The following is a 23,209-nucleotide window of genomic DNA, read 5'->3' on the forward strand; positions in this document are numbered from 1 at the left end:
AGCCGACTCCTACGACGCGAGCATCTGCGCCACCACCGCGTACAGCTCCTTGGGGTCCCCGGCGAGCATCTGCTTGATCAACGCGGCCTGCTCGTCCACCACGACCTCGTAGTCGTCGCGCTCGACCCCGTCCAAGGTCGCGCGCGCCACGTCCGCCGGGTCGGTCTTGGGCATCGAGATCCCCGCGGTCATGTCGGTGTCGGCCACTCCGAGGTGCACGGACATCACCGCGGTCCCTTGGCCGGCCAGCTCGTGCCGCAACGCGTTGCCCATGTTCCACAGGGCAGCCTTCGACACCGCGTAGGCGGAGGCTCCGGGCATGGCGAGCCACGAGGCACCCGAGGCGATGTTCACGATGCTCCCACCGCCGTTCGCCGCCAGGACGGGTGCGAACGCGCGGATCACGGACAGGGTGCCCCAGACGTTCGTGTCCATGTCGGCGTGCGCTGCGTCCAGGTCGCCCAGCAGCGTCGCCGTGGTCGCGATCCCCGCGTTGTTGATCAGGAGATCGACGTCGGTCGCGACCGCGGCGGCCGCTGCGACGGACGCGGGGGAGGTGATGTCGAGGGCGAGGCGCTCGACGCCCTCGAGGTCGATCAGTTCGGGGCGTCGGGCGGTGGCGTAGACCTTCGCCCCGCGTGCGATCAGCTGTGCGGCGAGGTGGCGTCCGATACCGCGGTTCGTGCCGGTGACGAGGGCAGTGGCTCCAGAGAGGTTCATGCCGTTACGGTAGAACCTGACGTCAACGTGAGAATCAAGCCCGAGGGACAGAACGATGCGGATCGGTGAACTCGCAGAACGGGCCGGCGTCAGCGTCCGGTCACTGCGGTACTACGAGGAACAGGGGCTCCTCGAGTCCGAGCGGACCACGGGCGGACACCGGGAGTACCGCGATCCCGATGTCGCGCGGGTGCGCTTCATGCAGATGCTGTACGCGGCGGGCATGCCGAGTCGTCGGATCGTCGAAATCCTGCCCTTCCTCGACACCGGGGTCGCCACGCGGACGATGCTCGACCACTTCGACGAGGAGAGCGATCGCATCCGACGCCAGATCGAGGCCCTCGGCGCCACCCACGACCGCCTCGCGCGGCTCCGCGACATCGCGGCGGAGTCCGTCGCGGGGCGGCCGCCAGAGGAGTGCCGCTCGTCGGCGAACGCCGCCGCCGCCTGAGCACCCCGACTAGCTGGCGGCCGGCCTGCTGAACAGGTTGACGACGTTGCCGTCCGGATCGCGGACCAGTGCGGAACGGTTGCCCCACGGCATCGTGGTCGGCTCCAGGACGACGTCGTCGCTGCCGAGCTGCAGTCCGGCGAAGTCGCCGTCGACGTCGGCGACCTCGAACTCGATGAACACGGAACGGTTCGTCGCGGGCGTCAGCGTGCCTCCAAGCATGGCCACTGTCGCGGTGCTTGCGATCGCGAGGGTCGCACCCGGGCCGCTGAACTGCGCGAAGACCGGTGCGGGGCGCTCGGCCGGCTGGCCGGTGATCCGCTCGTAGAAGGCGACCATGCCCTCGAGGTCGTCGGTGATGATGCGGACGGATGCGAACGACATGGGGTTCCTCACGGTGGTGCTGCTGACTCGGAGCGATCAGCTTCACCGGCCGCCGCGACACCGTCCTGTCGGTGTTTCCGGAAACCGACCGCGTTTCCGGGGACCGACCGCGCTAGTCGTCGAGGACCGGCCGGAGTCGTCCGTACTGGATCGCGAGGTCCTCGGATCGCAGGATGCGCTGCGCAGGCCGCTCGTCGGTGACCTCGACTGACAGCATCCGGTCGCCGCGGAACGCCCGCACCCCGTCGCGCATCCGGCACCAGGCGATCAGGTACCACTGACCGTCCTTCCCGATCGACCCCAGCGGTTCGACGTCGCGGACGGACTCCGCTCCGCCGGCATCCCGGTACCGGAGTCGCACCACCCGATCCGCGCGCAGGGCCGCCGCGAACTCGGCCGGGGCGACCGTGTCCTCGTCGTCCTCCAGGAAGTGCACCCGGGACGCCAGTGCGCTGGCTCGTGCTGCGTCCCCGGCGGGCATGACCGCGAGCGTCTTCCTGGCCGCGGTCTGTGCCGCGTGCCGGAACGGACTGCGCCCCAGCGAGCCGAGCCCGATCAGCACCGCGAGGGCCTCGTCCGGCGTGAAGCCCGCCGGGCCGAGCGTCGCGGACGCGTCGATGACGTACCCGCCGGTCCGGCCGGGCTCCGCCCAGATGGGCAGACCCGACTGCTGCAACGCGGAGATGTCCCGTTCGATGGTCCGCACCGACACCTCGAACCGCTCCGCGAGACGACGCGCGCTCCGCGGTTGCGGGGAGACGGCGCGCAACTCCTCCACGATGCCGTAGAGCCGGTCGGTGCGATTCACCTCGCCATCCTCGCTGTCGTCCCGACGTTCCGTCAGATCCACGCCGTCTCGTCTGCCACGTGACGGACTGGAGGCACGGTGCCAGCTGACACCGTGCCTCCAGTCCGTCCTGGGGTCGCGCCCAGGGCGTGTCAGGACTCCGACAGGAATCCGGCGCAAAGCGTGAGGGCTCCGTCAGGGAAGCGCGCCCGCCGTCGGCGGTCCGGCATGATCGGCAGGTTGCCCGCATGCACCACGGAACCAGGAGGACACCGGTGGCCCTCATCGACAACGGCATCTACGTCAACGGAACCCGAACGGAGTCGCCGCAGGACCTCAGCCTGACCGACGAGGCGCTCGACGCCGCCGGAAGCGGCGCGATGGCCTGGATCGGGCTGTTCCGACCGACGGCCGCCGAGCTGGCCTCGGTCGCGGACGAGTTCGGGCTGCACCCGCTCGCGGTCGAGGACGCGCGCAAGGGGCACCAGCGCGCGAAGCTCGAGCGCTACGGCGACACCCTGTTCGTGGTGCTGCGACCCGCCTGGTACGACGAAGACGAGGAGACCGTCGAGTTCGGTGAGGTGCACCTGTTCACCGGGCGCGACTTCGTCGTGACCGTCCGGCATGCGGAGCAGCCGAACCTCGCCGACGTGCGGAAACGACTCGAAGCCGATCCGGACGCCCTCGGGCGCGGGTCCGAGGCGGTGCTCTGCGCGGTCCTCGACGAGGTCATCGACAGCTACGCCCCGGTCGTCGCCGGGCTGCAGGACGACATCGACGACATCGAGGACGACCTGTTCGACGGTGACGTCGACCCGGCGTCCTCGCGGCGGATCTACCAGCTGCTCAGCGAGGTCATCGGGTTCCAGCGCGCCATCGGCCCGCTGCCCGGGATGCTCAACGCGTTGCTGCGCGGCGCCGAGAAGTACGGCACGGACATCGAGGTGCAGAACCAGCTGCGGAACGTGCTCGACCACGCGATCCGCGTGACCGAGCGGGTCGACACGTTCCGGACGCTGCTCGAGAACGCCCTCACCCTGCACTCGACCCTGGTGACGCAGGAGCAGAACGACGCGATGCGCCGGATGACCAGCGCGAGCCTGGCACAGGGGGAGGAGAGCCGACGGCTGGCACGGGCGTCGATGGAGCAGGGCGAAGAGGTGAAGAAGATCTCGTCGTGGGCGGCGATCCTGTTCGCTCCCACGTTGGTCGCGTCGATCTACGGCATGAACTTCGAGCACATGCCCGAGCTGCGGTGGGTGTGGGGGTACCCGGCGGCGATCGTCGCGATGGTGCTGTTGGCGGTCGTGCTGTGGGCGGTGTTCAAGCGGCGGCACTGGCTCTGAGCGTGCGTGACGACGGACCGGAGGCGCGGTGCCAGCTGGCGCCGTGCCTCCAGTCCGTCGGTCAGTCCGTCCAGGTCTGCTGGACGAGCGCTTTCAGGAGACCGTCGGTCGGGACGTTCGACTGCGTGATCGAGATCCAGGTGTCGTCGCGCACGAAGAACGTGTGCGTGGTCTCCACCCGGTCCGAGTAGTACATCGCCGTCTCGGTGTGCTGGCAGGAGCGCCCGCCGAGCGTGTCGGTGCAGGTCCAGCCCTTGCCTGCGAGGGACTGGAGCCGGGCCTGGAGGATGCCTCGGTCGACGGTGCCCATCTCGAGGAACAGGTTGTCCACGTCCTCGGTGCTGCCGCTCGGCGACCAGTGGCAGACCAGCGTCGCGTCCGCGGTGAACGGTTCCTCGGGGTCGACGTAGTAGTCGGTCTTCCCACCGGGAACCGCGGGTCGGAGCTGGTCGAGCACCAGCGAACCGAACAAGCGCGGAGCATCGGCGGCCGGCACGGCATCGGTGCACGCCTCGGGGATCGTCGCCGTGGTGTCAGCCGGCGCGGGGGTCGGCGTGATGCGGGCCGCGGACGGGGACGGTGACACGGTCGGTGCCGGTGTCGGCGGTGCAGAGGACGGCGCGGGTGCCGGTGCTGCGGCGAAGGGCGTCGGAACGAGTCCGAGCGCCACCGAACCGCTCGCGGTGCCGATGCCGAGCACGGCGATCAACGCCACGATGAGCCCGGCGCGACGGTGTGTGGAAGCCGGGCGAGGCTTGTCGTGCATGCCCCGGACGACCTGCTGCCGCATGCCGGCGAGCATCCGCTGCATCTCGTCGCCACCGGGCGGCTCGTTGCTCATCGGGGACCCGTGGTCGGTTCGTCGTTCATCGTTCATCGTTCGTCACCGCCTTCTTGATCCGTGCACGGGACCGCCACACGCGCTGGGTGACGGCGCCGACGCTCATGCCGAGCAGGTCGGCGGCCTCGGCGTAGGAGCGGCCCTCGATGAGGCAGAGCTCGCACACCTGGCGATCGAGTGGTGCGAGCGCGTCGATCTCGGCGCGGACCCACCGCAGCCGTTCGCGGGCGTCGTCGTCCGGCTCGGGCGCGGCGAGCTCGTCGGGCAGGTCGACACCCTCGTGCCGTCGCTGCTGTCGCCGCAGGTTCGCGGCGTGGTTTCGGCACACGACGAGCAGCCACGGCAGGAGTGACTCCCCGGGGACCTCCACGGTGTCGGCCTTCTGCCAGAGGGTCAGGAACGCGTCCTGCACGATCTCCTCGACGTCCATGCGCCGCGTGACCAGTGCCCACGTGTACCGGGTCATGGTCTCGGCGTGACGGTCGAACAACGCGGTGACCGCACTGCGGTCGCCGCGCGCTGCTGCCGCCACGAGCGCGCTGTCCGGCTCGGCTGATCGGTTCATGTCCACCCCCTTCACTCCGCAGTGTGCACGGAGGGGACATCCTCACAGATCCTTCGCCGCCGGGCGTGTCGTGTGGCCGAGGGGGCGCCCCGGAGTCGGTGGTCACAGGGGTGCCATCGCGTCGCCGGTCGCGTCAGACGTCGGTCTCCCTCTCGGCCTCCTGGAGCGGCTGGGCGACGTTCGTCGTCGTCATCGGCGTCCTGTCCGCGCTCGTCGGGTTCGTCTTCGCGCTCGTCCCGGCGGACGGCCGACGCTGACGGGCGTTGCCAGGTGGCGGGCGGAGGTGAGGAGGTCAGTGGCCGGCGCCGAGGTTCCCGGCGAGGCGGCTGTGGAAGGCCTGGCTGGCGTCGTTCAGTCCGGCGATCTCGACCCGCTTGCCGTGCTGGTGGTACTTCGTCTCGATGGCGTCGAGTGCGGCGACGGTGGAGGCGTCCCAGATGTGTGACCCGGTCATGTCGATGACGACGAGTTCGGGGTCGTCGACGTAGTCGAACTGGGTGGTGAGGTCGTTGCTCGACGCGAAGAAGAGTTCGCCCTCGACCGTGTAGAGCGCGTGCTGCTCACCGGTGCTGAGCGTCTCGATGCTCCGCGACACGGTGGTGAAGTGCGACACCCGGCGGGCGAAGACGATCATCGCGGCGATCACCCCGATGATCACGCCGATGGCGAGGTTGTCCGTGGCGACGACGATCACGACGGTGAGGACCATGACGACGGTCTCGCCGACCGGCATACGCCGCAGTGTGGACGGCTTGATGCTGTGCCAGTCGAAGGTGCCGACGGAGACCATGACCATCACGGCGACGAGTGCGGCCATCGGGATGATCGCGACCACGTCGCCGAGTCCGACGACGAGGACCAGCAGGAAGACCCCGGACAGGAACGTCGAGATCCGGGTGCGGGCACCGGACGCCTTCACGTTGATCATCGTCTGGCCGATCATCGCGCAGCCACCCATGCCGCCGAACAGGCCGGAGGCGATGTTCGCCACCCCCTGCCCGAGGGCTTCGCGGGTCTTGCGGGAACCGGTGTCGGTGACCTCGTCGACGAGCTTCGCCGTCATCAGCGACTCGAGGAGTCCGACCAGGGCCATGGCGAGGGCGTAGGGGGCGATGATCGTCAGCGTCTCGAGCGTCAGCGGGACGTTCGGGATGAACAGGGTCGGCAGGCTGTCCGGCAGCTTGCCCTCGTCGCCGACGGTGGGGATGGCGATGGACGCCAGCACGGTGACGAGCGTCAGGACGACGATCGCCACGAGCGGTGCCGGGATGGCCTTGGTGACACGGGGCAGGAGCACGATGATCGCGATGCCGACGGCCCCGATGGGCCAGACGAGCCAGTCGACGCCGATGATGTTCGGCAGCTGCGCGGTGAAGATCAGGATCGCGAGGGCGTTGACGAACCCGACCATCACCGACCTCGGAACGAAGCGCATCAGTTTGGCCGCGCCGAGCCCACCGAGGACGAGCTGGAACACGCCGCCGAGCAGGACGGTGGCGATCAGGTAGTCCAAGCCGTGCTCCTTGACCACGGGGGCGACGACGAGCGCGATGGCTCCGGTGGCGCCGGTGATCATCGCGGCACGTCCGCCGACGAACGAGATGACCACGGCCATCACGAACGCCGAGAACAGCCCGACGCGGGGATCGACGCCCGCGATGATCGAGAACGAGATCGCTTCCGGGATCAGTGCGAGGGCCACGACGAGGCCGGCGAGGACCTCGCGGAGCAGGATCTTCGGGTTCCGCAGGGCGGACAGGACGGTGGGGCTTGCGTGCACCGGAGCCGGTGCGGGCGTGACGGTCGTCACGGTTCTCCTTCGCTGAGGGATGCGGACGCTCGGCGTCCGCGGGGGGAATGTCGTGGGGCGCTTCGTCGCGCGCACTGACCGAGTGCGGCCAGGGACCCGAACCTTCCGCGACGGAAGAGTTGGTCGTGTCCGACTCTAACGCAACGGAAGGGTTGCTGCGCAAGCATCGGTACGATCGGTCGGGACCGGGCAACCGGGCGGAAGGGGTCAGCAGTGACGGACGCGGCAGGAGCATCGACGATGCGGATCGGTGAACTCGCCGACCGGACCGGGCTCTCCATCCGGACCGTGCGGCACTACGACGACGTCGGGCTGCTCCACCCCACCGGCCGGACCGAGGGCGGCTTCCGGCTGTACTCCGACGACGACCTGCAACGCCTGCTCGTCATCCGCCGGATGAAGCCCCTCGGCTACTCCCTCGAGCAGATGGCCGAGCTCCTCGGCATCCTCGACGGGCTCCAGGTGGCCGACGGCGCCGAGCGCGACCGGCTGCAGGCGCAGCTCGACGCGTACGTCGTGGACACCGAGGAGCGCCGGGCGAAGCTCGCCCGGAACCTCGAGTGGGCCGACGAGTTCCTCGGCATCCTGCGCGCGCACTGACACGCCGTGACGGACTGGAGGCGCGGTGCCAGCTGGCGCCGTGCCTCCTGTCCGTCCGCTGGTCGCGTTGCGCGACCGACGCCGGCTTGTTCACCCAACCGACGCATGCGCGTGGCAGGGTGGTCCGGGGCATCGTCGCCCGCAGCCCAGCCAGCCGCCAGCGGAGCACGATGCCAACACCCGACCTGATGATCGTCACGGACCTCGACGGGACGTTCCTCGACCACCACGACTACTCGTTCGACGCGGCCCTGCCGATGCTGGAACAGCTGCGGGCGGACGACGTCCCCGTGGTGTTCTGCAGCAGCAAGACGCGTGCCGAGATCACGGCACTGCAGACTCGCACCCGGCTCGACGGGCACGCCTTCGTGGCGGAGAACGGCGCGGTCGTGGTCGGACCGGCGGGCGAGGTGCTGGTCGGACCGCGCGACGGCGACCTCGAGCGGCTGCACGCGGAACTCGACCGCGTCCGCCAGTCACTTCAGCTGCACTTCGAGACCTTCGGCGACGTGACCGACGCGGTCGTCGCCGCGTGGACCGGCCTCGACCTCGAAGCGGCCGGACGAGCACAGCAGCGCGAGGCGTCCGAGGTCCTGCTCTGGCACGCCGAGGACGACGACCGGGCGGACGCGTTCCGCGCGGCGCTCGCCGCGGTCGGCCTCGACCTGGTGCGCGGCGGCCGGTTCTGGCACGTGCTGCCGGCCGGCCGCGACAAGGGCGCGGCCGTCCGGACGCTGATCGCCGACCACGAGCGTCGGACGGGCTCGGTCCCGCGCACGATCGGACTCGGTGACGGCCCGAACGACACGCCGCTGCTCGACGCGGTCGACTTCGCCGTCGTGGTCCGCGGACACGCCGCGGCACCCGGACCACTCGCCGACGACCGCCCCGAGCGCGTCCACCGCACGACCGCCCCCGGCCCGCAGGGCTGGACCGAGGGCCTCACCCGGTTCACCACCCCGTCCGTCAGGAGCCACCGATGAGCGACTTCCACCAGAACGGCGTCATCACGACGTTCCACGACCTCGGTCGCCGCAGCACCGCGAGCCTCGAGGAGGACCTGCGGGGCTTCGCCGAGAAGCGTCCGATGAGCCTGATCCTGCCGGCGCTGTACTCCGAGCTCGAGCGTCCGGCCCTGTCGCGGATCGTCGACGAGCTGGCCGAGGCCGACTGGCTCAGTGAGATCGTGATCGGGCTCGACCGCGCCGACCGCTCGCAGTTCGAGCACGCCCGCGAGTTCTTCTCGCGGCTGCCGCAGCGGCACCGGATCCTGTGGAACGACGGGCCGCGACTGCGCGAACTCGACGCCGAACTGGAGCGCGCGGGCCTGGCGCCGGGGGAGCCCGGCAAGGGCCGGAACGTCTGGTACTGCACCGGGTACGCCCTGGCGTCGGAGCGGGCGGACTGCATCGCCCTGCACGACTGCGACATCACCACCTACGAGCGGGGCATGCTCGCGCGGCTGTTCTACCCGGTCGCGAACCCCGCGTTCGACTACGAGTTCTCGAAGGGCTACTACGCTCGCGTCGCCGACGGTCGGATCAACGGCCGCGCCGCACGGCTCCTCGTCGGGCCCCTGCTCCGCTCGCTCCGCCAGGTCTACGGGGAGTCCGAGTACCTGGAGTACCTCAGCAGCTTCCGGTACCCGCTGTCCGGCGAGTTCGCGATGCGTGCCCACGTGCTCAACGGCCTGAAGATCCCCGGCGACTGGGGACTCGAGATCGGCATGCTCTCCGAGGTCTACCGCGACTACGCGACCCGGCAGGTGTGCCAGGTGGAGATCGCCGACGCGTACGACCACAAGCACCAGCCCCTCGCCGAGGCCGACGGCACCGGCGGCCTCGCCCGGATGGGCAATGACATCGTGCAGTCGCTGCTCCGGAAGCTCGCGACGATGGGCGTCCCGCTCACGTCCGACTCGTTCCGGGTGCTCAAGGCGACGTACTACCGGAACGCGCTCGACATCGTCGAGGTGTACCGGCACGAAGCCGAGATGAGCGGGCTCGCGTTCGACCAGCACGCCGAGGAAGCCGCGGTGGAGCTCTTCACCAAGGCGATCCTCGACGCCGGCGGCGCCTTCACGGCGCGGCCGAACGACAAGCCGTTCATCCCGAGCTGGAGCCGGGTGCGCTCAGCGGTGCCGGACGTGCTCGACCGGCTGCGTGACGCGGTGGAGGCGGACCAGCAGGACTGACCCGAGCCCAGAGCGCGCGCCCTGGGCGCGAGTCAACGGCGGACGGGAGGCACGGTGCCAGCTGGCCCCGTGCCTCCCGTCCGTCGGTCTGGCGCCGTTCTCAGGCCGCGCGCTTCGGCGCCCAGCCGAGTTCCGGACCAAGCCGTTCGGCGATGTCCGTGATGATCTGCGCGTAGTCGTCGGGCTCGAACGAGAAGGGGAGCGCGAAGGCGACCTCGGTGACCGCCTGGTAGCCGACGTCGGCACGCAGCCGGTCGGCGATCTCGGCGGACGTGCCCACCAGGTCGGCGGCGAAGAGCATCCCGGCGGGGCCCTGCGGCACGCCGACGCGACCCGAGCGGCTGTCGACGTAGGCACGGTAGCGGGCCGCTTGCTCGGTGGTCGCGGTGTCGGTCGGGATGACGACCAGGCCCTGCGAGACGCGGGCGGCAGCGGGGTCGGGGTGGACGTCGAGGTAGGCGTCGATCTGGGCGCGCTGGTTCGTGGCGAAGTCGGTGCCGACCTCGCTGCGGGTGACGCTCGAGGTGAGCAGGTGGAAGCCGTTCTCGCCCGCCCACACGGCCGACTTCGTGCTGCCCGTGCCGTACCAGATCCGGTCGGCCAGGCCGGCGCTGTGTGGCTGGACGGTGCTCGCGAACTCCTCGATGCCGCGGCGTTCGACGGTCTCGGTCGCCGTCACCGGGTCACCGCGCACGAGGTCGCGGAAGCGCAGGAGCCGGTCGTTGCCGAGGTCCTCGTGCTCCAGGGTGTCGGGGTAGATCGCGTCGCGGTACAGGTCGAAGTTCATCGGCGTGCCGACGGAGAACCCGGGGTTCAGGCGGCCGCCGAGCAGGACGTCCACCGTGCTGAGGTCCTCCGCCAGGCGGAACGGGTTCTCCGCGCCGAGCGGGGTGACGGCGGTGCCGAGGTCGATGCGCGAGGTGCGCTGCGAGGCGGCGGCCAGCACCGCGACGGGGGAGGAGATGCCGTGCTGCAGGTGCCGGTGGCGCAGCCAGGCGCTGTCGAAGCCCAGGGCCTCGGCGCGCTCGATCACGCGCAGGGTGTCCTCGTGGCCCTCGGACGGTCGGGCGGGGTCGAACGACCCGATCGTCAGGAAGCCGAGCCGGTGCAGGGGAGTTCCGTCGAGGGGCATGGGTCGATCGTGCCAGATGCGTCGTCCGTTGCGGCTGTCGATGACCGTCGTGCAGCCGCCGGGTCAGTCGCCGCTCTCCTTGATCAGCGCTTCGACGTTGTTCCCGTCCGGGTCGGACACGAACGCGGTGTACGCGTGGTACTCCGGCCAGTAGCGCGGCTCGTGCCGGGACACCCCGCCGGCGGCGACGGCTTCGCGGTGGAAGGCGTCGACCTCGCTCCGTGACCCGGCCTCGAACGCCAGGTGGAGTCCGCGCGTCGTCGCCTCGGGGGTCCGGGCGGTCTCGAGCGAGACGCTCGGGGTGTCGTCCCCGTGCTGCCAGAACTCGGCGACGGCGTCCGTGCGGTAGCCCGCTCCGATGCCGAGGGGCGCGAGGGCGGCGGTGTAGAACGCGTCGCTCGCGGCGAAGTCGCTGGCGAAGACGCCCAGGTGGTGGATGAGGTGACGACCCGGCATGGGACGACCCTAGGCCGCCGTGAGGGCATCGGTCCGGGCAGCTTCCCGGTCCCGCTGGCAGGCTGGATCCGTGCACATCACCCTGGACTCAGCGACCGACATCGTCATCTCCGGCATCCGCTTCCCGGAGGGGAACCGCTGGCACGACGGACGGCTCTGGTACTCGGACATGCACACGGGCCAGGTCTTCTCGGTCGACCCGTCCTCGACCGACGGCCCCCGGCTCGAGGCCACCGTCGACGGGCAGTCGTCGGGGCTCGGGTGGCTCGCCGACGGGCGGTTGATCGTCAGCTCGATGGAGTCCCGCACGGTCGTCGCCGTCGACCCGGACGGCAGCACCTCGGTGTTCGCAGACCTGTCCACGATCGAGTCGTCGCTCGTGAACGACCTGGTCGTCGACGCCCGGACCGGGCGGACCTACATCGGTGCCTTCGGGTACGACCTGTACGCGGGCGAGGAACTGCGCCCCGGCCCGCTCTACGTGATCGACCCCGACGGCTCCGTCCGCCTCGCCGCCGAGGGCCTGGTGTTCCCGAACAGCGCCAACGTCCTGCCCGGCACCCGGACGCTGGTGGTCAGCGAGACGTGGGGCGGCCGGCTCACCGCGTTCGACATCGAGGACGACGGTTCGCTGACCGGGCGACGCGAGTGGGCAGCCCTGCCGGGTGGCGTGACCCCGGACGGCAGCACCGTCGACCGTGACGGCGCGATCTGGGTCTGCTCGGTCGACACGGGGGAGTTCCTGCGGGTCGTCGAGGGTGGCGAGGTGACGGACCGCATCGACGCACCGGGGGACTGCGCGATCGACTGTGCGCTCGGTGGCGAGGACGGCCGCACCCTCTACCTGGCGACCGCCGACAGCTACGACCCGGCGGTGACGGCGACGACCCGCGCCGGTCGGATCAGTTCGGTGCGGGTCGAGGTGCCGGGGTGGTGAACCCGAGCGACATAGCCGAGGCGACGCGTCGTGCCGAGTACCTGGTCCAGCGCGGGCCGACGGTGGTCGTCATGTCGCAGCAGGCGGGGTTCGCCGGCCTGTCGATCCTGTGGGCGTTCATCAGCGTTCCCTCCGTGCTCCGCGCCGAGTCGGTGGTCTGGTTCCTGTTCGCCCTGGCCGGAGCGGTCGTGAACGTGACCGAATGGGTCCGTGCTCGACGCCACCGCAAGCTGCTGCCGTACCTCGTCGAGACGCCGGAACAGCCGCTCGGCGCGCTCACCCCGGCGGACCGCAAGTCCGTGACCCGACAGGTCAGCGGACGGGCACCGGTGGAGCCCGAGGCCGTGCCGCTCGTGCGGGCGATGCTCGCGTGGCAGCGACGCTCCACCCGGATCTCGGCCCCGACCCTGATCGGCACCGGGCTGAGCCTGTTGGGACTCGGCGGCGCCTCGGCCACGACGTTCGGTTGGGGTTGGGCGTTCCTGGTGTTCATCGCCGTCGTCGTGGTGTTCGTCACGGTCGCGACGGTGATCGGCGTGCGTCGAAGCCGCCGGGTCCTGGCCGAGATCGATCGGGCAGGCGCGCCCGTCTCCTGAGCGAAGGGAGGGCGCCGCTCGGTGCGAGGTTGCACACGTGGTGCGAGGCTTTCGGGGTCGCACCATGTGTGCAACCTCGCACCAGACGGAACCGGCGTCAAGCGACAGGGGCGACACGGACGCCACGCGCGCACCGCCCGCCACCACGCGCACCCGCGTCACCCGCACCCCTCCGGGTACGGCAGACTCAACGGACAAGCATCCAGGAGTGATCGTCATGTTCGTCGCCGCCATCGTCTTCCTCGTCATCGCGCTCGTCGCGCTCTTCTTCCGAACACGCACCTACTCCACCCCCGCACGACCGGCCACACCCGGTCGCGAGGCACGCCCCGCCGTCCCGACCCGCCGCCCGAACCTCATCGCGACGTGGACAGCAGCAGCCGCGGGCGTCCTGTTCGTCGGGCTCACGCTCGGCAGCACCCTGTACGCGCAGGACACGGGCGAGTCGAAGGTCCAGGTGGACATCTCCGGCAACATCGTCGGACAGACCACGGACTCCGGGTTCCACTTCAAGGCACCGTGGGCCACGCTCCACACGTTCAACATCCGGAACCAGACCGTCACCTACATCAACGCGGTGAACGGCTCCGACTCGGACAACAACGGCAACGTCCGCTCCGGCCCGTACGTCACGGTGCAGGACCAGGACGGCGTCTCGTCGAACGTCAGCCTGAACCTGCAGTACAGCATCGACGCGAAGTCGGTCACCGACATCTACCGGTCGTACAAGACCGAGGAGAACTTCAAGACGCAGTTCATCGGCAACTCGGTGCGCAGCGTCGTCCGCCAGGTGCCGAACGACTTCACCACCATCGAGCTCATCACCAAGCGCGGCACCGTCGAGAAGGCGATGATCCAAGCGCTCGAGACGCGGTGGAAGGGCTCTGGCGTGCACGTCGACAACTTCGCGCTGCAGGAGATCACCCCGCCGAAGTCGGTCATCGACGCGTACGCCACGGCGCAGCAGGCGCAGATCCAGGTCACGAAGGAGCGCGCGCTCCTGGACGCCAAGAAGGTGCAGGCGCAGCAGCAGGTCGCCGAGGCGCAGGGTCAGGCCGACGCCAACGAGGTCCTCAACGAGCACCCGCTCTCCGACGCCGCGCTCAAGCAGCGCGAGATCGAGGCGCTCAAGAGCGCCGGCGACAACGGCTCCCTGATCGTCGTGCCGCAGGGCACCGACAACATCCTCAGCCTGCCCGGCACCTCGGGTTCGAAGAGCAAGTAGCGCGCCGAGACGCCGCCCAGTCGCCGAGACGCCTCCGTTTTCGGAGGCGTCTCGCGCACGGGGCGGCGTCGGGGGAACACGACGGCGTCTTCCGGATCTGAGACGCGCGCCGAGACGGACGGGAGGCACGGTGCCAGCTGGCACCGTGCCTCCCGTCCGTCGACCTGGCGGGGTCGCCCCGCTCAGGCCGCGCCGTGACTGGCGCGGCTGCGCCGCGAGAGCGAGTCGATGATGACGGCCAGCAGCAGGACCGCGCCGGTGATCATGTAACGGATCGACGAGTCGAGGCTCAGCAGGGTGAGCCCGTTCGAGATCGACTGGATCACGATGATGCCGAGCAGTGCCGACCAGGCGCTGCCACGGCCACCGAACAGGCTGGTCCCGCCGATGACGGCTGCGGCGATCGCATTGAGGTTCGTGTCGCCGGCGCCGGACGACAGGCTCGCCGAGTTCAGTCGGGCGGCGGCGAGGATGCCGCCGACGGTGGCGAAGAGCGAGGTCAGCATGAACACCGAGATGTAGATGCGGTTCACCCGGATGCCGGAGCGCCGTGCAGCCTCGACGTTGCCGCCGACCGCGAAGACCGAGCGCCCCCAGCGGGTGCGTTTCAGCACGAAGTTCATCAGCACGACCAGAACGATGAAGAACACGAACGAGGTGCCGGTGCCGAAGTCGCGCGACAGGTACCAGACCATGAGCGCGAGGCCGAGGAACAGGGCGACGGCCTTCACGACGGTCAGGGACATCGCCCCGGTCGACAGCCCGGCACGGCGGCGACGGGCAGCGCGTCGGACCTCGGTGAAGAAGAGTCCTCCGGCGGCCAGGACGGCGAGCAGGTAGGCGAGCCACGGCGGCAGGTACGAGGCCGAGGCGAACTGCACGATCGGGGAGTCGTACGGCAGGTTGATCGAGCCGTTCGGGCCGAGGATGAGCAGCTGCAGCCCGAGGAACCCGAGCAGACCGGCGAGCGTGATGACGAAGCTCGGTACCCCGAAGCGGGTGAACAGCAGGCCGTAGAGCAGACCGGCGGCGGCACCGACGGCCAGGGCGACGGTGAGCACGAGCCACAGCGGCCAGCCGAGCGTCGTGAGGCCCTGACCGAGGATCGCGGCGGAGAGCCCGCTGACGCTGCCGACGGACAGGTCGATCTCACCGAGCAGCAGCACGAGGACGATGCCGATCGCGATGGTGCCGACCGCGGCGCACTGCAGGGCGAGGTTGACCAGGTTGCCCGGGGACAGGAAGTCGGGGGAGAGCGCCTGGAACACCGCCCAGATGACGATGAGCCCGACGACCACCGGCAGCGAACCGATGTCACCGCCGCGCACCCGGCGGACGAACGCCTTCGCCGCGCCGCCGATCCCCTGGTCGCGCAGGAGCCGCTCGTCCTGCAGGTCCGCGGCCGAAGGAGTCGGGGTCGCTGCGGTGAGGGTCTCGTCGGTCTTGCTCATGCGCTGGTCTCCTGCTCGGTGCGGGCGGCGGCGCGACGGGTGACGGCGTTGTCGGTGGCGCCGGTGATGGCCGCGATGATCTCCTCGTAGGAGACGTCGTCGATGCGGAACGTGCCGTTGTTGCGCCCGAGACGCAGGACCGCGACCCGGTCGGCGACGGCCTGCACGTCCGCGAGGTTGTGGCTGATGAGCACGACGCCGAGGCCGCGCTCGCGCAGGCGTTCGACGAGGTTGAGGACCTCGGCGGTCTGTGCGACACCGAGTGCGGCGGTGGGCTCGTCGAGGACGACCACCTGCGGGTCACCGATCAGCGAGCGGGCGATCGCCACGGTCTGCCGCTGCCCACCGGACAGCGACGCGATCGGGATGCGCACCGAGGGGATCCGGGCGGCGAGCTGCTGCAGGAGCTCCCACGATCGGCGCTCCATCTCCTCCTCGTCCAGGAACGGGTGGGCGATCTCGCGCCCGAGGAACAGGTTCGAGACCACGTCGAGGTTGTCGGCGAGGGCGAGGTCCTGGAACACCGTGGCGATGCCGAGGGTCTGGGCCGCCGCGGGGTTCGGGACGGTGACCTCGTCGCCACCGAAGGTGATCGTGCCGCCGTCGGGCGTGTAGACCCCGGCGAGGATCTTCACGAACGTCGACTTGCCGGCGCCGTTGTCGCCGACGATGGCGACCACCTCGCCCGGGTAGACGTCGAAGTCGATGTCGCTGAGGGCCTGGACGGCGCCGAACCGCTTGGTGATCCCGCGCAGGGACATCACCGGGTCGGCGGAGGGGTGTGCTGCTGGTGACGCGTTGCTCACGGGTGTCGTGCTCACGGGTGTCGTCCTCGATCGGTGAGGCCCGCCCGGTCCGCAGTCGGACCGGGCGGGCAGAGGGGGTCGGACCTACTTGATGCCGGCGCTGTCGCAGGCCGACTTGTACTGCGCGGTGCAGATCTTCGACACCTCGTACAGGCCGTCCTTGACCACCGTCGACTGGACGTTGTCCGTGGTGACGGCGACCGGGTCGAGCAGCGTCGACTGGACGCTGGCGCCCCCGGCGGTGTCGACGGTGGTGTCGCCCTTCGGGGTCTCACCCTTCGCGAACTGGATCGCCAGGTCGGCGGCCTTCGACGCCTCGGGCTTGAAGGCCTTGTAGACGGTCATGTACTGCTCACCGGCGAGGATCCGCTGGATGCCCGCGAGCGAGGCGTCCTGCCCGGTGACGGGCGGGAGCTCGGTGACGCCGGCCGACTTCAGGGCCGCGATGACGCCGCCGCCGGTGTCGTCGTTCGCCGCGTAGACGCCGGTGATCTTGTCCTTGCCGAGCTTGCTGATCTGGCCGGCTGCCCAGTCCTGCGCCTTGGCGGGGTCCCACCCGGGGGTGTCGTACTCGGCGAGCACCTTGTAGCCGCTGTCGTCGATGACCGAGTGGGCGCCCTTCTTGAACTGCGAGGCGTTGTTGTCGGTGGGGGAGCCGTTCACCATGATGATGCCCGAGCCCTCCGGGACCTTCTTCGCCTTGAGGGCGTCGACGAGTGCCTGGCCCTGCAGCTCACCGACCTTCTCGTTGTCGAACGAGATGTAGTAGCTCAGGTCGGGGCTGTTGATGAGCCGGTCGTAGGAGATCACCGGCACCTTCTTGGCCTTCGCCTGCTGGACGATGGACGCTGCGGCCTCGCCGTCGAACGGGTCGAGGACCAGGACCTTGACGCCCTGCGTGAGCATCGACTGGGCCTGCTGCAGCTGCTTCGACGCGTCGCCGTCGGCGTTCGCGTAGATGACCGAGCAGCCGCTGCACTGCTTCTTCACCTCGGCGGTGAAGAGCGGACGGTCGGCGCTGGCGTAGCGGGCGGTGACGGAGTCGGGCAGGAGCAGGCCGATCTTGGCCTTCGACGCGTCGCCGCCGCCTCCGCCGGAACCGGTCCCGGCGTCCGCGCCGTTGGAACAGCCCGCCAGGGTGGTGATCGCGAGCAGCAGGGCGCTGACGCCCAGCATCGCTCGTGTGGTGGATTTCTTCATTGAAACGTCCTCCAACAGTGGACCGCCCCCATCGGCGGTGCCCTGAGTGTGACAGCGAGCGTTCTTGGCTGCAAGAGTTGAACGCAAGGACCGCGCGCCGTGACGAAAACGTTATCCGGAGGGCGCGGGGCGGCACGGCCGGAGGGCGCGCGCGCCCCGGCACGGAGCGCCTTCGCTCAGCGTGCGCGCGTCACGTCCACGGCTTCGATCGCCAGGGCCAGCGCGCCGGTCACCGAGGCCTTCTCGCCGAGCTGCCCCTGCACCACGTCCGGCGTGCCGTCCACGTCGACGATCAGCGACGACTCGAGGGCCTGCCGCATCGGGCCGAGCAGGAGTTCCCCGGCCCGTGCGAACTCGCCGGTGACCACCACCCGCTCCGGGTCGAGGACGTTGCAGAGCCCCACCGCCGCCGAACCGATCGCCCGCCCGGCGTCGGCCACGGCACGCATGCAGACCTGGTCGCCGCCCATCGCGCGCAGGATCAGGTCCGCCAGCTTCAGGGTGCCGACCTCGTCGCGGACGCCCTCGAGCACGGCGGGTGCGCCGGCGATCGCCTCGAGGCACCCGCGGTTCCCGCACCGGCACAGGGGCCCGTTCGGCAGGACGGGGGTGTGCCCGAACTCACCGGCGATGCCGTGGTGCCCACGGAACAGGTGCCCGCCGAGCACGAGTCCGGCACCGATGCCGTTGCCGACGTCGAGCGTCACCACGGTGTCGCGGCCGCGTGCCGCCCCGCTCCGGTGTTCCGCAAGGGCGGCGAGGTTGGCCGAGTTGTCGACCTGCACGGGCTTGTCCATCCGCCGGGCGAGCGACTGGCCGAGCGCGACGCCGTCCCAACCCCGCAGGATCCCGCCGCGCGCCGTCATCCCGGTGCGGGCGTCGATCGGGGCGGCCACGGCCAAGCCGACGGCGAGCACCTCGTCCATCGACGACTCGATGGACTCCACCATGTCCAGCACGAGCAGCGCGGTCTTGTCGAGCTCGGCGTCCGCGCGGTGGTCCCGCGCCAGGGGCATGTGCCGCTCGGCCAGGACGGCGCCGTTCAGGTCCGACAGTGCGAGCCGCAGGTGCCGCGGCGAGACGTGCACCCCGGCGACCAGCCCGAGGCCGTGCGGCAGGGTCACGCGGAGCGCCCGACGGCCGCTCGAGGTGCTCGGCGTCGCGTGCAGGGCGCCGGTCGCGACGAGTTCCTTGACGATGTTCGAGACGGTTGCGGGGGAGAGCCCGGTCACCCCGGCGAGCTCGACCTGCGTCAGCCCGCCGTGCCGCTTCACCGCGCTGACGACCCGGCCCCGGTTGGCTTCACGCAGTGAAGCTTGGTTCCCCGGACTGCGGCGCGGCTCTGACACGGGGACAGCGTAACGGGCGGGTCCGGAACGCTCGCCGTGACGGACTGGAGGCACGGTGCCAGCTGGCACCGTGCCTCCAGTCCGTGGGTGGTCGCGTCCACGGCCCGCACCGGTCGTCAGACGCGTCGCGCCGTCCGGTCGAGGCGTGGGGTCGGGATGCCCAGGGTGGCGGCGGTGCGCCGGACGTCCTCGAGGACCGCCAGGTGTTCGGCGGCGGTCGGGTCGTCGTGCGCGGCGAGGCTCGCCCGCGCGATCGGGACGAGCGCCGTGGCCGCCGCCACCACGGCGGCCGTCACCCCCGGGCGTCGGACGGGCAGGGTCGTGGAGCGGTGTCGGGAGAGGTCGACGCCCCGTGCCTCCAGGACCGGGAGGAGCTCACGGCCGGTCACGAACGCCTCGCGGAGCGCCTGCCGATCCCCGACCATCGTCGCCAGGCCACCGCTCTGCAGGGCCTGTGCGAACATGCCGGCGTCGAGCACGAAGTGCAGCCACAGCCATCCGCGGATGTCGTCCTCGTCCTGCACGGTGAACCCCGCCCGCTGGAACACCGACCGCACCAGCTCCCGCCGGTCCGGAGCCGTGTCGGTCGTCCCGAGCCGCACCGAACGGAGGACGGCGCCGTGCAGGACCCCGTCGGCGTCGAACCCGCCGCCGGCTCCCGGGAACCCGAACAGCACCCGGTCCGCGGCGAGCGGTGCGACCGCGGCGAGGGGTTCGTCCCACACGTTGCCGAGGACCAGCACCGTGGCGTCGCCGATGTGGGGTGCCAGGGTGGCCACGGCCTCCTGCAGTCGGTGGTGGCCGACGCTGAGGACGACGAGGTCGCACGCGTCGTCCGTGTCGATCGACTCGACCAGTCTCGTCGGCGACGTCGATCGGGTCCGCCGGCCCAGGGGTCCGCGGCGGCCGTCGATGACGTCGGTCTGCACGCTGTCGCCGTACTCGGCAGCGCGCCCGGGCCGCACCAGGTGGTCGACCTGGTGCCCGGAGTGCTGGAAGGCCTGGCCGTAGATCGTGGCGATGACGCCCCGGCCGAGCATGAGGATCCGCATCAGGCACCTGTCCGCTAGTCTGGAGACGATCTCCACTTGGAAGATATGGAGATTGTTTCCACTTGTCAAGGAGCGCCCGTGCCGGTCGAGGAACCCATGCCTGCCGAGAAGCCGATGCGAGCCGATGCCCGTCGGAACCGCGACGCGATCATCGCCGCTGCCCGGACGGCGTTCGAGCGTGACGAGCAGCTGCGATTCGACGACTTCGCCGGACGCGCGGGAGTCGGCGTCGGCACCCTCTACCGACACTTCCCGACACGCGAAGCGCTGGCGGCTGCGGTCTACCGGGGTGAGGTCGACGTCCTCTGCCGCCGTGCTCGTGACTCGACGCGACCCGCGGCCGAGAGCCTCGACGACTTCCTGCACGGGTTCGTGGAGTACGTGGTCGACCACGCGGGGCTCGCGCGCACCCTCGCCGCCGTCGTCGACGCCACCACGCAGGCCGAGGGCGGGGGAGACCTGGAGCGGACGCTCGCCGAGCTGATGGCGCGCGCTGCCACCGACGGGACCATCCGGTCCGACGTCGCCCCCGGGACGGTGCTCATGCTGCTGCACGGCATCGGGGCCGGGATCGATCGCCCCGGGTGGGCGACGGAAGCCCGTGCTGCCGCCGACCTGATCTCCCGAGGGCTCCGGGTCCGCTGATCCGTCAGTGCAGTCGCGCCGCCGGAGCGGTGCGGGCACGGAGCAGGCGGGCACGGAGCAGCACGGCCGCGCTCGCAGTTGCGGCGAGCACGACGAGTGACCACGCCACCGCGCCCACCGCGCCGGCGGGGTGGACCACCGACTGTCCGACCGCGGCCTGCACGGTGAGGAGCACGGTGCCCGCCGCCCACGCGACCGCGACGACGACCACGATCCGCACCTGCGTGGTCGGGTCCGCCAGCCACGGCAGGCGCCGACCCGCGGCGGCGACCAGGAGCGCCACCAGCGGGAGCACCTGCAGGGCGTGCATGCCGACGAAGTGGGCGACCCGGTAGTCACCGCCGACGGAGCTCCACCCGAGCAGCGGCAATCCGGGTCCGCCGTCCGCGATCCCCACCGTGTGGGCGCCGACGATCCCGTCCGGGGCGGTGAGCTGGGTGGGGGTCGGGCCGGTCATCAGGAACGCGACCCCGATGCCGAGGAGCGCGATGACGGCACCGGCGCGGACGGCGACCGTCAGTGCCGGGGTGGGCAGGCGCAGGAAGAACAGTGCGATCGAGGTGACGAAGGTGCAGAGGTAGAGCGTCGTGATCGCCACCGCCATCACCGCCCACACCACCACGTGCACGCTGTTCGACACGTTGAAGTGACTCGTCGTACCGGTCGCGGCGGCCCACACGATGAGCACCTGTTCCACCACCAGGGCGGCGGCGACCACGGTGCCGAGTCGGCGAGCCAGTGTCCGCCACTTCGGCAGGTGGGCGATGAGCCACGCCCACGTGACGGCGTAGAGCAGGATCGACAGCGAGAACTTCAGGGGCTTCATCCACGCCGGTGCTCCGAGGATGGTCCGGGGATCCACGACGAGTCCGACGAGGCAGACCGCGGTGGACACGACCATCAGGCCGGCGACGGCCATGAGTGCCGGGTGCCACGCGGCCGCTCGGCGGACGGCGGCGATCACCGGTTCACGCTCCGGGCGTGCAGCAGGGCGGCGGCCACGACGTCGGCGGTGGGGGTCGGGTGCACGCCGAAGGTCTGCTCGAACGCCGACGAGTCGAAGACGTAGGGGGCCGTGTACTGGTACCGCAGCTCGAGCGTCTCGCGGGCGGACGTGTTGAACAGCGCACCGAAGCGCAGCGTGGCCGACGACATCACGCCCGTGCGAGCGGCGGGTACCCCGGCGAGCTCGACGTACTGCCGCCCGGTCAGCGCCGGGGCGGTCGGCAGGTGCCAGGTCCGGCCCGTCGCACGGTCGTCGGTGCCGAGGACCACGAGCGCGTCGCCGATGTCGGTCGTGGCGGTGAGGGAGTGCAGCTGGTCGGCGTCGAGCAGCCAGGTCGGCCGCTTGCCGGCGGCGATCCGGTCGACGACGAACCCGTTGAACACGCTCGTCGTCGCCCCGGGGCCGGTGAAGTCGGCGCTCCGCCCGATGGTGACGGCCAGTCCGCGGTCGGCCGCGGTCCGCAGCTGCTCGAGGGCGGCCGCGCGCACCGCACCCTTCCGGCCGGAGGGGGTGACCGGTGTTTCCTCGGTCATCGGTCCGGTGACGCGGCCGTAGGCGTAGACGTTGTCGAGGTACACCAGGTGGGTGCCCTCGGCCAGGGCTGCCTCGACGGTGTTGTCGACGATCCGCGGCCACTGGTCGGCCCAGACCCCCGACGAGTACGGCAGGCCGGCGACGAGGTACGCGACGTCGGCACCGTGCAGTGCGCCGCGGACGGCGGTGGGGTCGAGCAGGTCGGCGATGACGTGGTCGGTGCGGGCGTTGGCGCTCTCGCTCTCGTTGTTGCCTGCCGTTGCTGGTGTCGACGGACGCCGGCCGACGGACACGGCGGTGACGTCCTGCTCGCGGAGGGCTCGGAGCGTCTCGCGCCCGATGACACCGTTGCCGCCCAGGACGACGTGCAGCGGAGCGGTCATGCGCCGGCCTCGTCCGCCTCGGCGACGGGGAACAGGTCGTGGGTGGCATCCTGCTGCGCCAGGCGCCGGAGTCCTGCGAAGAGCGGATCGCCGAGGACGGTGCCGATCACCATCAACTCCGCCATCGCGGTCCGGCCGTCGCGGTCCTGCAGCGCGGCGACGTCAGCACGTGCCGCGCTCGCCGCTGCCGACACGTAGGCGTCGAGGTAGTCGTCCGGAGCGTCGAACCCGATGGTGCGCAGCCCGTCGAGCGCCCGGGCCGCGGTCTCGAGTCCCGGGTTGTCCGATGTCGCGCACCAGCCGGCGGCCGACACCCGTTCCTCGATCCGGGTACGGGCCTCCGGGGTCGCCTCGGGCTCGGGGGAGCGCGGGGTGGTCATCGCGTACTGGGCGACGGCGAAGACCTCGGCCAGCGGTGCGGCCTCGGCATCGAGCACGGCCAGGACCTGCTTCGTCACGGCGACCGAGAGCCCGCCGGTCTCCAGGAGTGCCCGGACGAGCCGGACCCGTTCGACGTGCCGGTCGTCGTAGGCGGTCTGGTTCGGAGCCGACTTCTCACCGGGAGGCAGTAGGCCTTCGCGTTGGTAGTACTTGACGGCGGTGACCGGCGTGGAGGCCGCTCGGGCAAGTTCAGATATTCGCACTATCGGAGAGTAGCGGTATCTACTTGTGTCCACAAGGCTCTCGCCTCCGAGTGGGCAGGTGAGGGTGTGTCAACCTGCCAGTCCGCCTGTGCCTC

At 70.8% G+C, this 23,209-nt stretch carries 26 protein-coding genes; 10 read left to right on the plus strand and 16 right to left on the minus strand.

Features of this window, described 5'->3' with window-relative positions:
• Positions 1-9: 9 nt before the first annotated feature.
• Positions 10-720 (minus strand): SDR family oxidoreductase, encoded by a 711-nt coding sequence (locus tag DEJ06_RS07525; RefSeq protein ID WP_111030428.1) that lies wholly within the window; start codon positions 718-720, stop codon positions 10-12.
• Between the two features lie 55 nt (positions 721-775).
• Between DEJ06_RS07525 and DEJ06_RS07530 the strand changes: the two genes are divergently transcribed.
• The gene (locus tag DEJ06_RS07530) at positions 776-1,171 is read left to right on the plus strand and encodes a MerR family transcriptional regulator (RefSeq protein WP_111038910.1); all 396 of its coding nucleotides are present in this window, start codon (positions 776-778) and stop codon (positions 1,169-1,171) included.
• Positions 1,172-1,180: 9 nt separating this feature from the next.
• On the opposite strand, the gene DEJ06_RS07535 is transcribed toward DEJ06_RS07530, so the two are convergent.
• Positions 1,181-1,555 carry a VOC family protein gene (locus DEJ06_RS07535; RefSeq protein WP_111038911.1) on the minus strand — a complete coding sequence of 125 codons (375 nt, stop codon included), beginning with the start codon at positions 1,553-1,555 and terminating at the stop codon, positions 1,181-1,183.
• A 112-nt stretch (positions 1,556-1,667) separates the two neighbouring features.
• Positions 1,668-2,363, minus strand: coding sequence for a YafY family protein (locus DEJ06_RS07540; protein WP_111038962.1), 696 nt, complete (start codon positions 2,361-2,363; stop codon positions 1,668-1,670).
• 254 nt (positions 2,364-2,617) lie between these two features.
• Between DEJ06_RS07540 and DEJ06_RS07545 the strand changes: the two genes are divergently transcribed.
• On the plus strand, positions 2,618-3,688 hold the full coding sequence (locus DEJ06_RS07545) for a magnesium and cobalt transport protein CorA (RefSeq protein ID WP_111038912.1): 1,071 nt from the start codon (positions 2,618-2,620) through the stop codon (positions 3,686-3,688).
• A gap of 61 nt (positions 3,689-3,749) precedes the next feature.
• Here DEJ06_RS07545 and DEJ06_RS07550 read toward each other — a convergent pair whose 3' ends face one another.
• Positions 3,750-4,529, minus strand: a complete 780-nt coding sequence (locus DEJ06_RS07550) for a hypothetical protein (protein ID WP_111038913.1) — start codon at positions 4,527-4,529, stop codon at positions 3,750-3,752.
• A 25-nt stretch (positions 4,530-4,554) separates the two neighbouring features.
• On the minus strand, positions 4,555-5,094 hold the full coding sequence (locus DEJ06_RS07555) for an RNA polymerase sigma factor (RefSeq protein WP_083389453.1): 540 nt from the start codon (positions 5,092-5,094) through the stop codon (positions 4,555-4,557).
• A 110-nt stretch (positions 5,095-5,204) separates the two neighbouring features.
• On the opposite strand from DEJ06_RS07555, the gene DEJ06_RS18225 reads away from it, so the two are divergent.
• Positions 5,205-5,351, plus strand: coding sequence for a hypothetical protein (locus tag DEJ06_RS18225; protein ID WP_181433037.1), 147 nt, complete (start codon positions 5,205-5,207; stop codon positions 5,349-5,351).
• Positions 5,352-5,386: 35 nt separating this feature from the next.
• Here DEJ06_RS18225 and DEJ06_RS07560 read toward each other — a convergent pair whose 3' ends face one another.
• Positions 5,387-6,904 carry a SulP family inorganic anion transporter gene (locus DEJ06_RS07560; RefSeq protein ID WP_111038914.1) on the minus strand — a complete coding sequence of 506 codons (1,518 nt, stop codon included), beginning with the start codon at positions 6,902-6,904 and terminating at the stop codon, positions 5,387-5,389.
• A 213-nt stretch (positions 6,905-7,117) separates the two neighbouring features.
• Here DEJ06_RS07560 and DEJ06_RS07565 point away from each other — a divergent pair, with 213 nt between their 5' ends.
• The 3 genes from DEJ06_RS07565 to DEJ06_RS07575 all read left to right on the plus strand — a co-directional run bounded on the left by DEJ06_RS07565 (position 7,118) and on the right by DEJ06_RS07575 (position 9,698).
• Positions 7,118-7,504 (plus strand): MerR family transcriptional regulator, encoded by a 387-nt coding sequence (locus DEJ06_RS07565; RefSeq protein WP_111024475.1) that lies wholly within the window; start codon positions 7,118-7,120, stop codon positions 7,502-7,504.
• A 170-nt stretch (positions 7,505-7,674) separates the two neighbouring features.
• Positions 7,675-8,487, plus strand: a complete 813-nt coding sequence (locus tag DEJ06_RS07570) for a mannosyl-3-phosphoglycerate phosphatase (RefSeq protein ID WP_111038963.1) — start codon at positions 7,675-7,677, stop codon at positions 8,485-8,487.
• Entirely contained in the window at positions 8,484-9,698 is a 1,215-nt protein-coding gene (locus tag DEJ06_RS07575) for a glycosyl transferase (RefSeq protein ID WP_027464806.1), read from the plus strand. Before DEJ06_RS07570 ends, DEJ06_RS07575 begins: the two co-directional genes overlap by 4 nt.
• A gap of 100 nt (positions 9,699-9,798) precedes the next feature.
• Here DEJ06_RS07575 and DEJ06_RS07580 read toward each other — a convergent pair whose 3' ends face one another.
• Positions 9,799-10,830 carry an LLM class flavin-dependent oxidoreductase gene (locus tag DEJ06_RS07580; RefSeq protein WP_111038915.1) on the minus strand — a complete coding sequence of 344 codons (1,032 nt, stop codon included), beginning with the start codon at positions 10,828-10,830 and terminating at the stop codon, positions 9,799-9,801.
• A 63-nt stretch (positions 10,831-10,893) separates the two neighbouring features.
• On the minus strand, positions 10,894-11,286 hold the full coding sequence (locus tag DEJ06_RS07585) for a VOC family protein (RefSeq protein WP_111024478.1): 393 nt from the start codon (positions 11,284-11,286) through the stop codon (positions 10,894-10,896).
• A gap of 70 nt (positions 11,287-11,356) precedes the next feature.
• Between DEJ06_RS07585 and DEJ06_RS07590 the strand changes: the two genes are divergently transcribed.
• The 3 genes from DEJ06_RS07590 (at position 11,357) to DEJ06_RS07600 (ending at position 14,044) form a co-directional block, all read left to right on the plus strand.
• Positions 11,357-12,223: an SMP-30/gluconolactonase/LRE family protein gene (locus DEJ06_RS07590; RefSeq protein WP_181436786.1), complete on the plus strand. Its 867-nt coding sequence runs from the start codon at positions 11,357-11,359 to the stop codon at positions 12,221-12,223.
• Positions 12,220-12,819, plus strand: a complete 600-nt coding sequence (locus tag DEJ06_RS07595) for a hypothetical protein (RefSeq protein WP_146245813.1) — start codon at positions 12,220-12,222, stop codon at positions 12,817-12,819. Before DEJ06_RS07590 ends, DEJ06_RS07595 begins: the two co-directional genes overlap by 4 nt.
• Before the next feature lie 217 nt (positions 12,820-13,036).
• Positions 13,037-14,044 carry an SPFH domain-containing protein gene (locus DEJ06_RS07600; protein ID WP_152377666.1) on the plus strand — a complete coding sequence of 336 codons (1,008 nt, stop codon included), beginning with the start codon at positions 13,037-13,039 and terminating at the stop codon, positions 14,042-14,044.
• Positions 14,045-14,226: 182 nt separating this feature from the next.
• On the opposite strand, the gene DEJ06_RS07605 is transcribed toward DEJ06_RS07600, so the two are convergent.
• The 5 genes from DEJ06_RS07605 to DEJ06_RS07625 all read right to left on the minus strand — a co-directional run bounded on the left by DEJ06_RS07605 (position 14,227) and on the right by DEJ06_RS07625 (position 19,902).
• On the minus strand, positions 14,227-15,495 hold the full coding sequence (locus DEJ06_RS07605) for a sugar ABC transporter permease (protein WP_111038919.1): 1,269 nt from the start codon (positions 15,493-15,495) through the stop codon (positions 14,227-14,229).
• On the minus strand, positions 15,492-16,256 hold the full coding sequence (locus tag DEJ06_RS07610; RefSeq protein ID WP_111038920.1) for an ATP-binding cassette domain-containing protein: 765 nt from the start codon (positions 16,254-16,256) through the stop codon (positions 15,492-15,494). The genes DEJ06_RS07605 and DEJ06_RS07610 overlap by 4 nt, the downstream gene beginning before the upstream one ends.
• 129 nt (positions 16,257-16,385) lie before the next feature.
• The gene (locus DEJ06_RS07615) at positions 16,386-17,501 is read right to left on the minus strand and encodes a sugar ABC transporter substrate-binding protein (RefSeq protein WP_110864793.1); all 1,116 of its coding nucleotides are present in this window, start codon (positions 17,499-17,501) and stop codon (positions 16,386-16,388) included.
• A 176-nt stretch (positions 17,502-17,677) separates the two neighbouring features.
• Positions 17,678-18,850 carry an ROK family transcriptional regulator gene (locus DEJ06_RS07620; protein ID WP_071404279.1) on the minus strand — a complete coding sequence of 391 codons (1,173 nt, stop codon included), beginning with the start codon at positions 18,848-18,850 and terminating at the stop codon, positions 17,678-17,680.
• Positions 18,851-18,966: 116 nt separating this feature from the next.
• Positions 18,967-19,902, minus strand: coding sequence for a ketopantoate reductase family protein (locus DEJ06_RS07625; RefSeq protein ID WP_111038921.1), 936 nt, complete (start codon positions 19,900-19,902; stop codon positions 18,967-18,969).
• 78 nt (positions 19,903-19,980) lie between these two features.
• On the opposite strand from DEJ06_RS07625, the gene DEJ06_RS07630 reads away from it, so the two are divergent.
• Complete coding sequence (locus DEJ06_RS07630) at positions 19,981-20,547, plus strand: TetR/AcrR family transcriptional regulator (protein ID WP_111038922.1); 567 nt, start codon at positions 19,981-19,983, stop codon at positions 20,545-20,547.
• A 4-nt stretch (positions 20,548-20,551) separates the two neighbouring features.
• On the opposite strand, the gene DEJ06_RS07635 is transcribed toward DEJ06_RS07630, so the two are convergent.
• The 3 genes from DEJ06_RS07635 to DEJ06_RS07645 are packed head-to-tail and all read right to left on the minus strand — an operon-like array spanning position 20,552 to position 23,114.
• A complete protein-coding gene (locus tag DEJ06_RS07635) occupies positions 20,552-21,511 on the minus strand; it encodes a hypothetical protein (protein WP_258372442.1) in 960 nt (319 codons plus the stop codon).
• Complete coding sequence (locus tag DEJ06_RS07640) at positions 21,508-22,470, minus strand: NAD-dependent epimerase/dehydratase family protein (protein ID WP_111038923.1); 963 nt, start codon at positions 22,468-22,470, stop codon at positions 21,508-21,510. Before DEJ06_RS07640 ends, DEJ06_RS07635 begins: the two co-directional genes overlap by 4 nt.
• Positions 22,467-23,114, minus strand: a complete 648-nt coding sequence (locus DEJ06_RS07645; protein WP_111038924.1) for a MerR family transcriptional regulator — start codon at positions 23,112-23,114, stop codon at positions 22,467-22,469. Before DEJ06_RS07645 ends, DEJ06_RS07640 begins: the two co-directional genes overlap by 4 nt.
• Positions 23,115-23,209 lie beyond the last annotated feature (95 nt).

Origin of the sequence: Curtobacterium sp. MCLR17_051 (assembly GCF_003234395.1) — a bacterium.
In the GTDB taxonomy this organism is placed as follows: Bacteria; Actinomycetota; Actinomycetes; order Actinomycetales; family Microbacteriaceae; genus Curtobacterium; species Curtobacterium flaccumfaciens.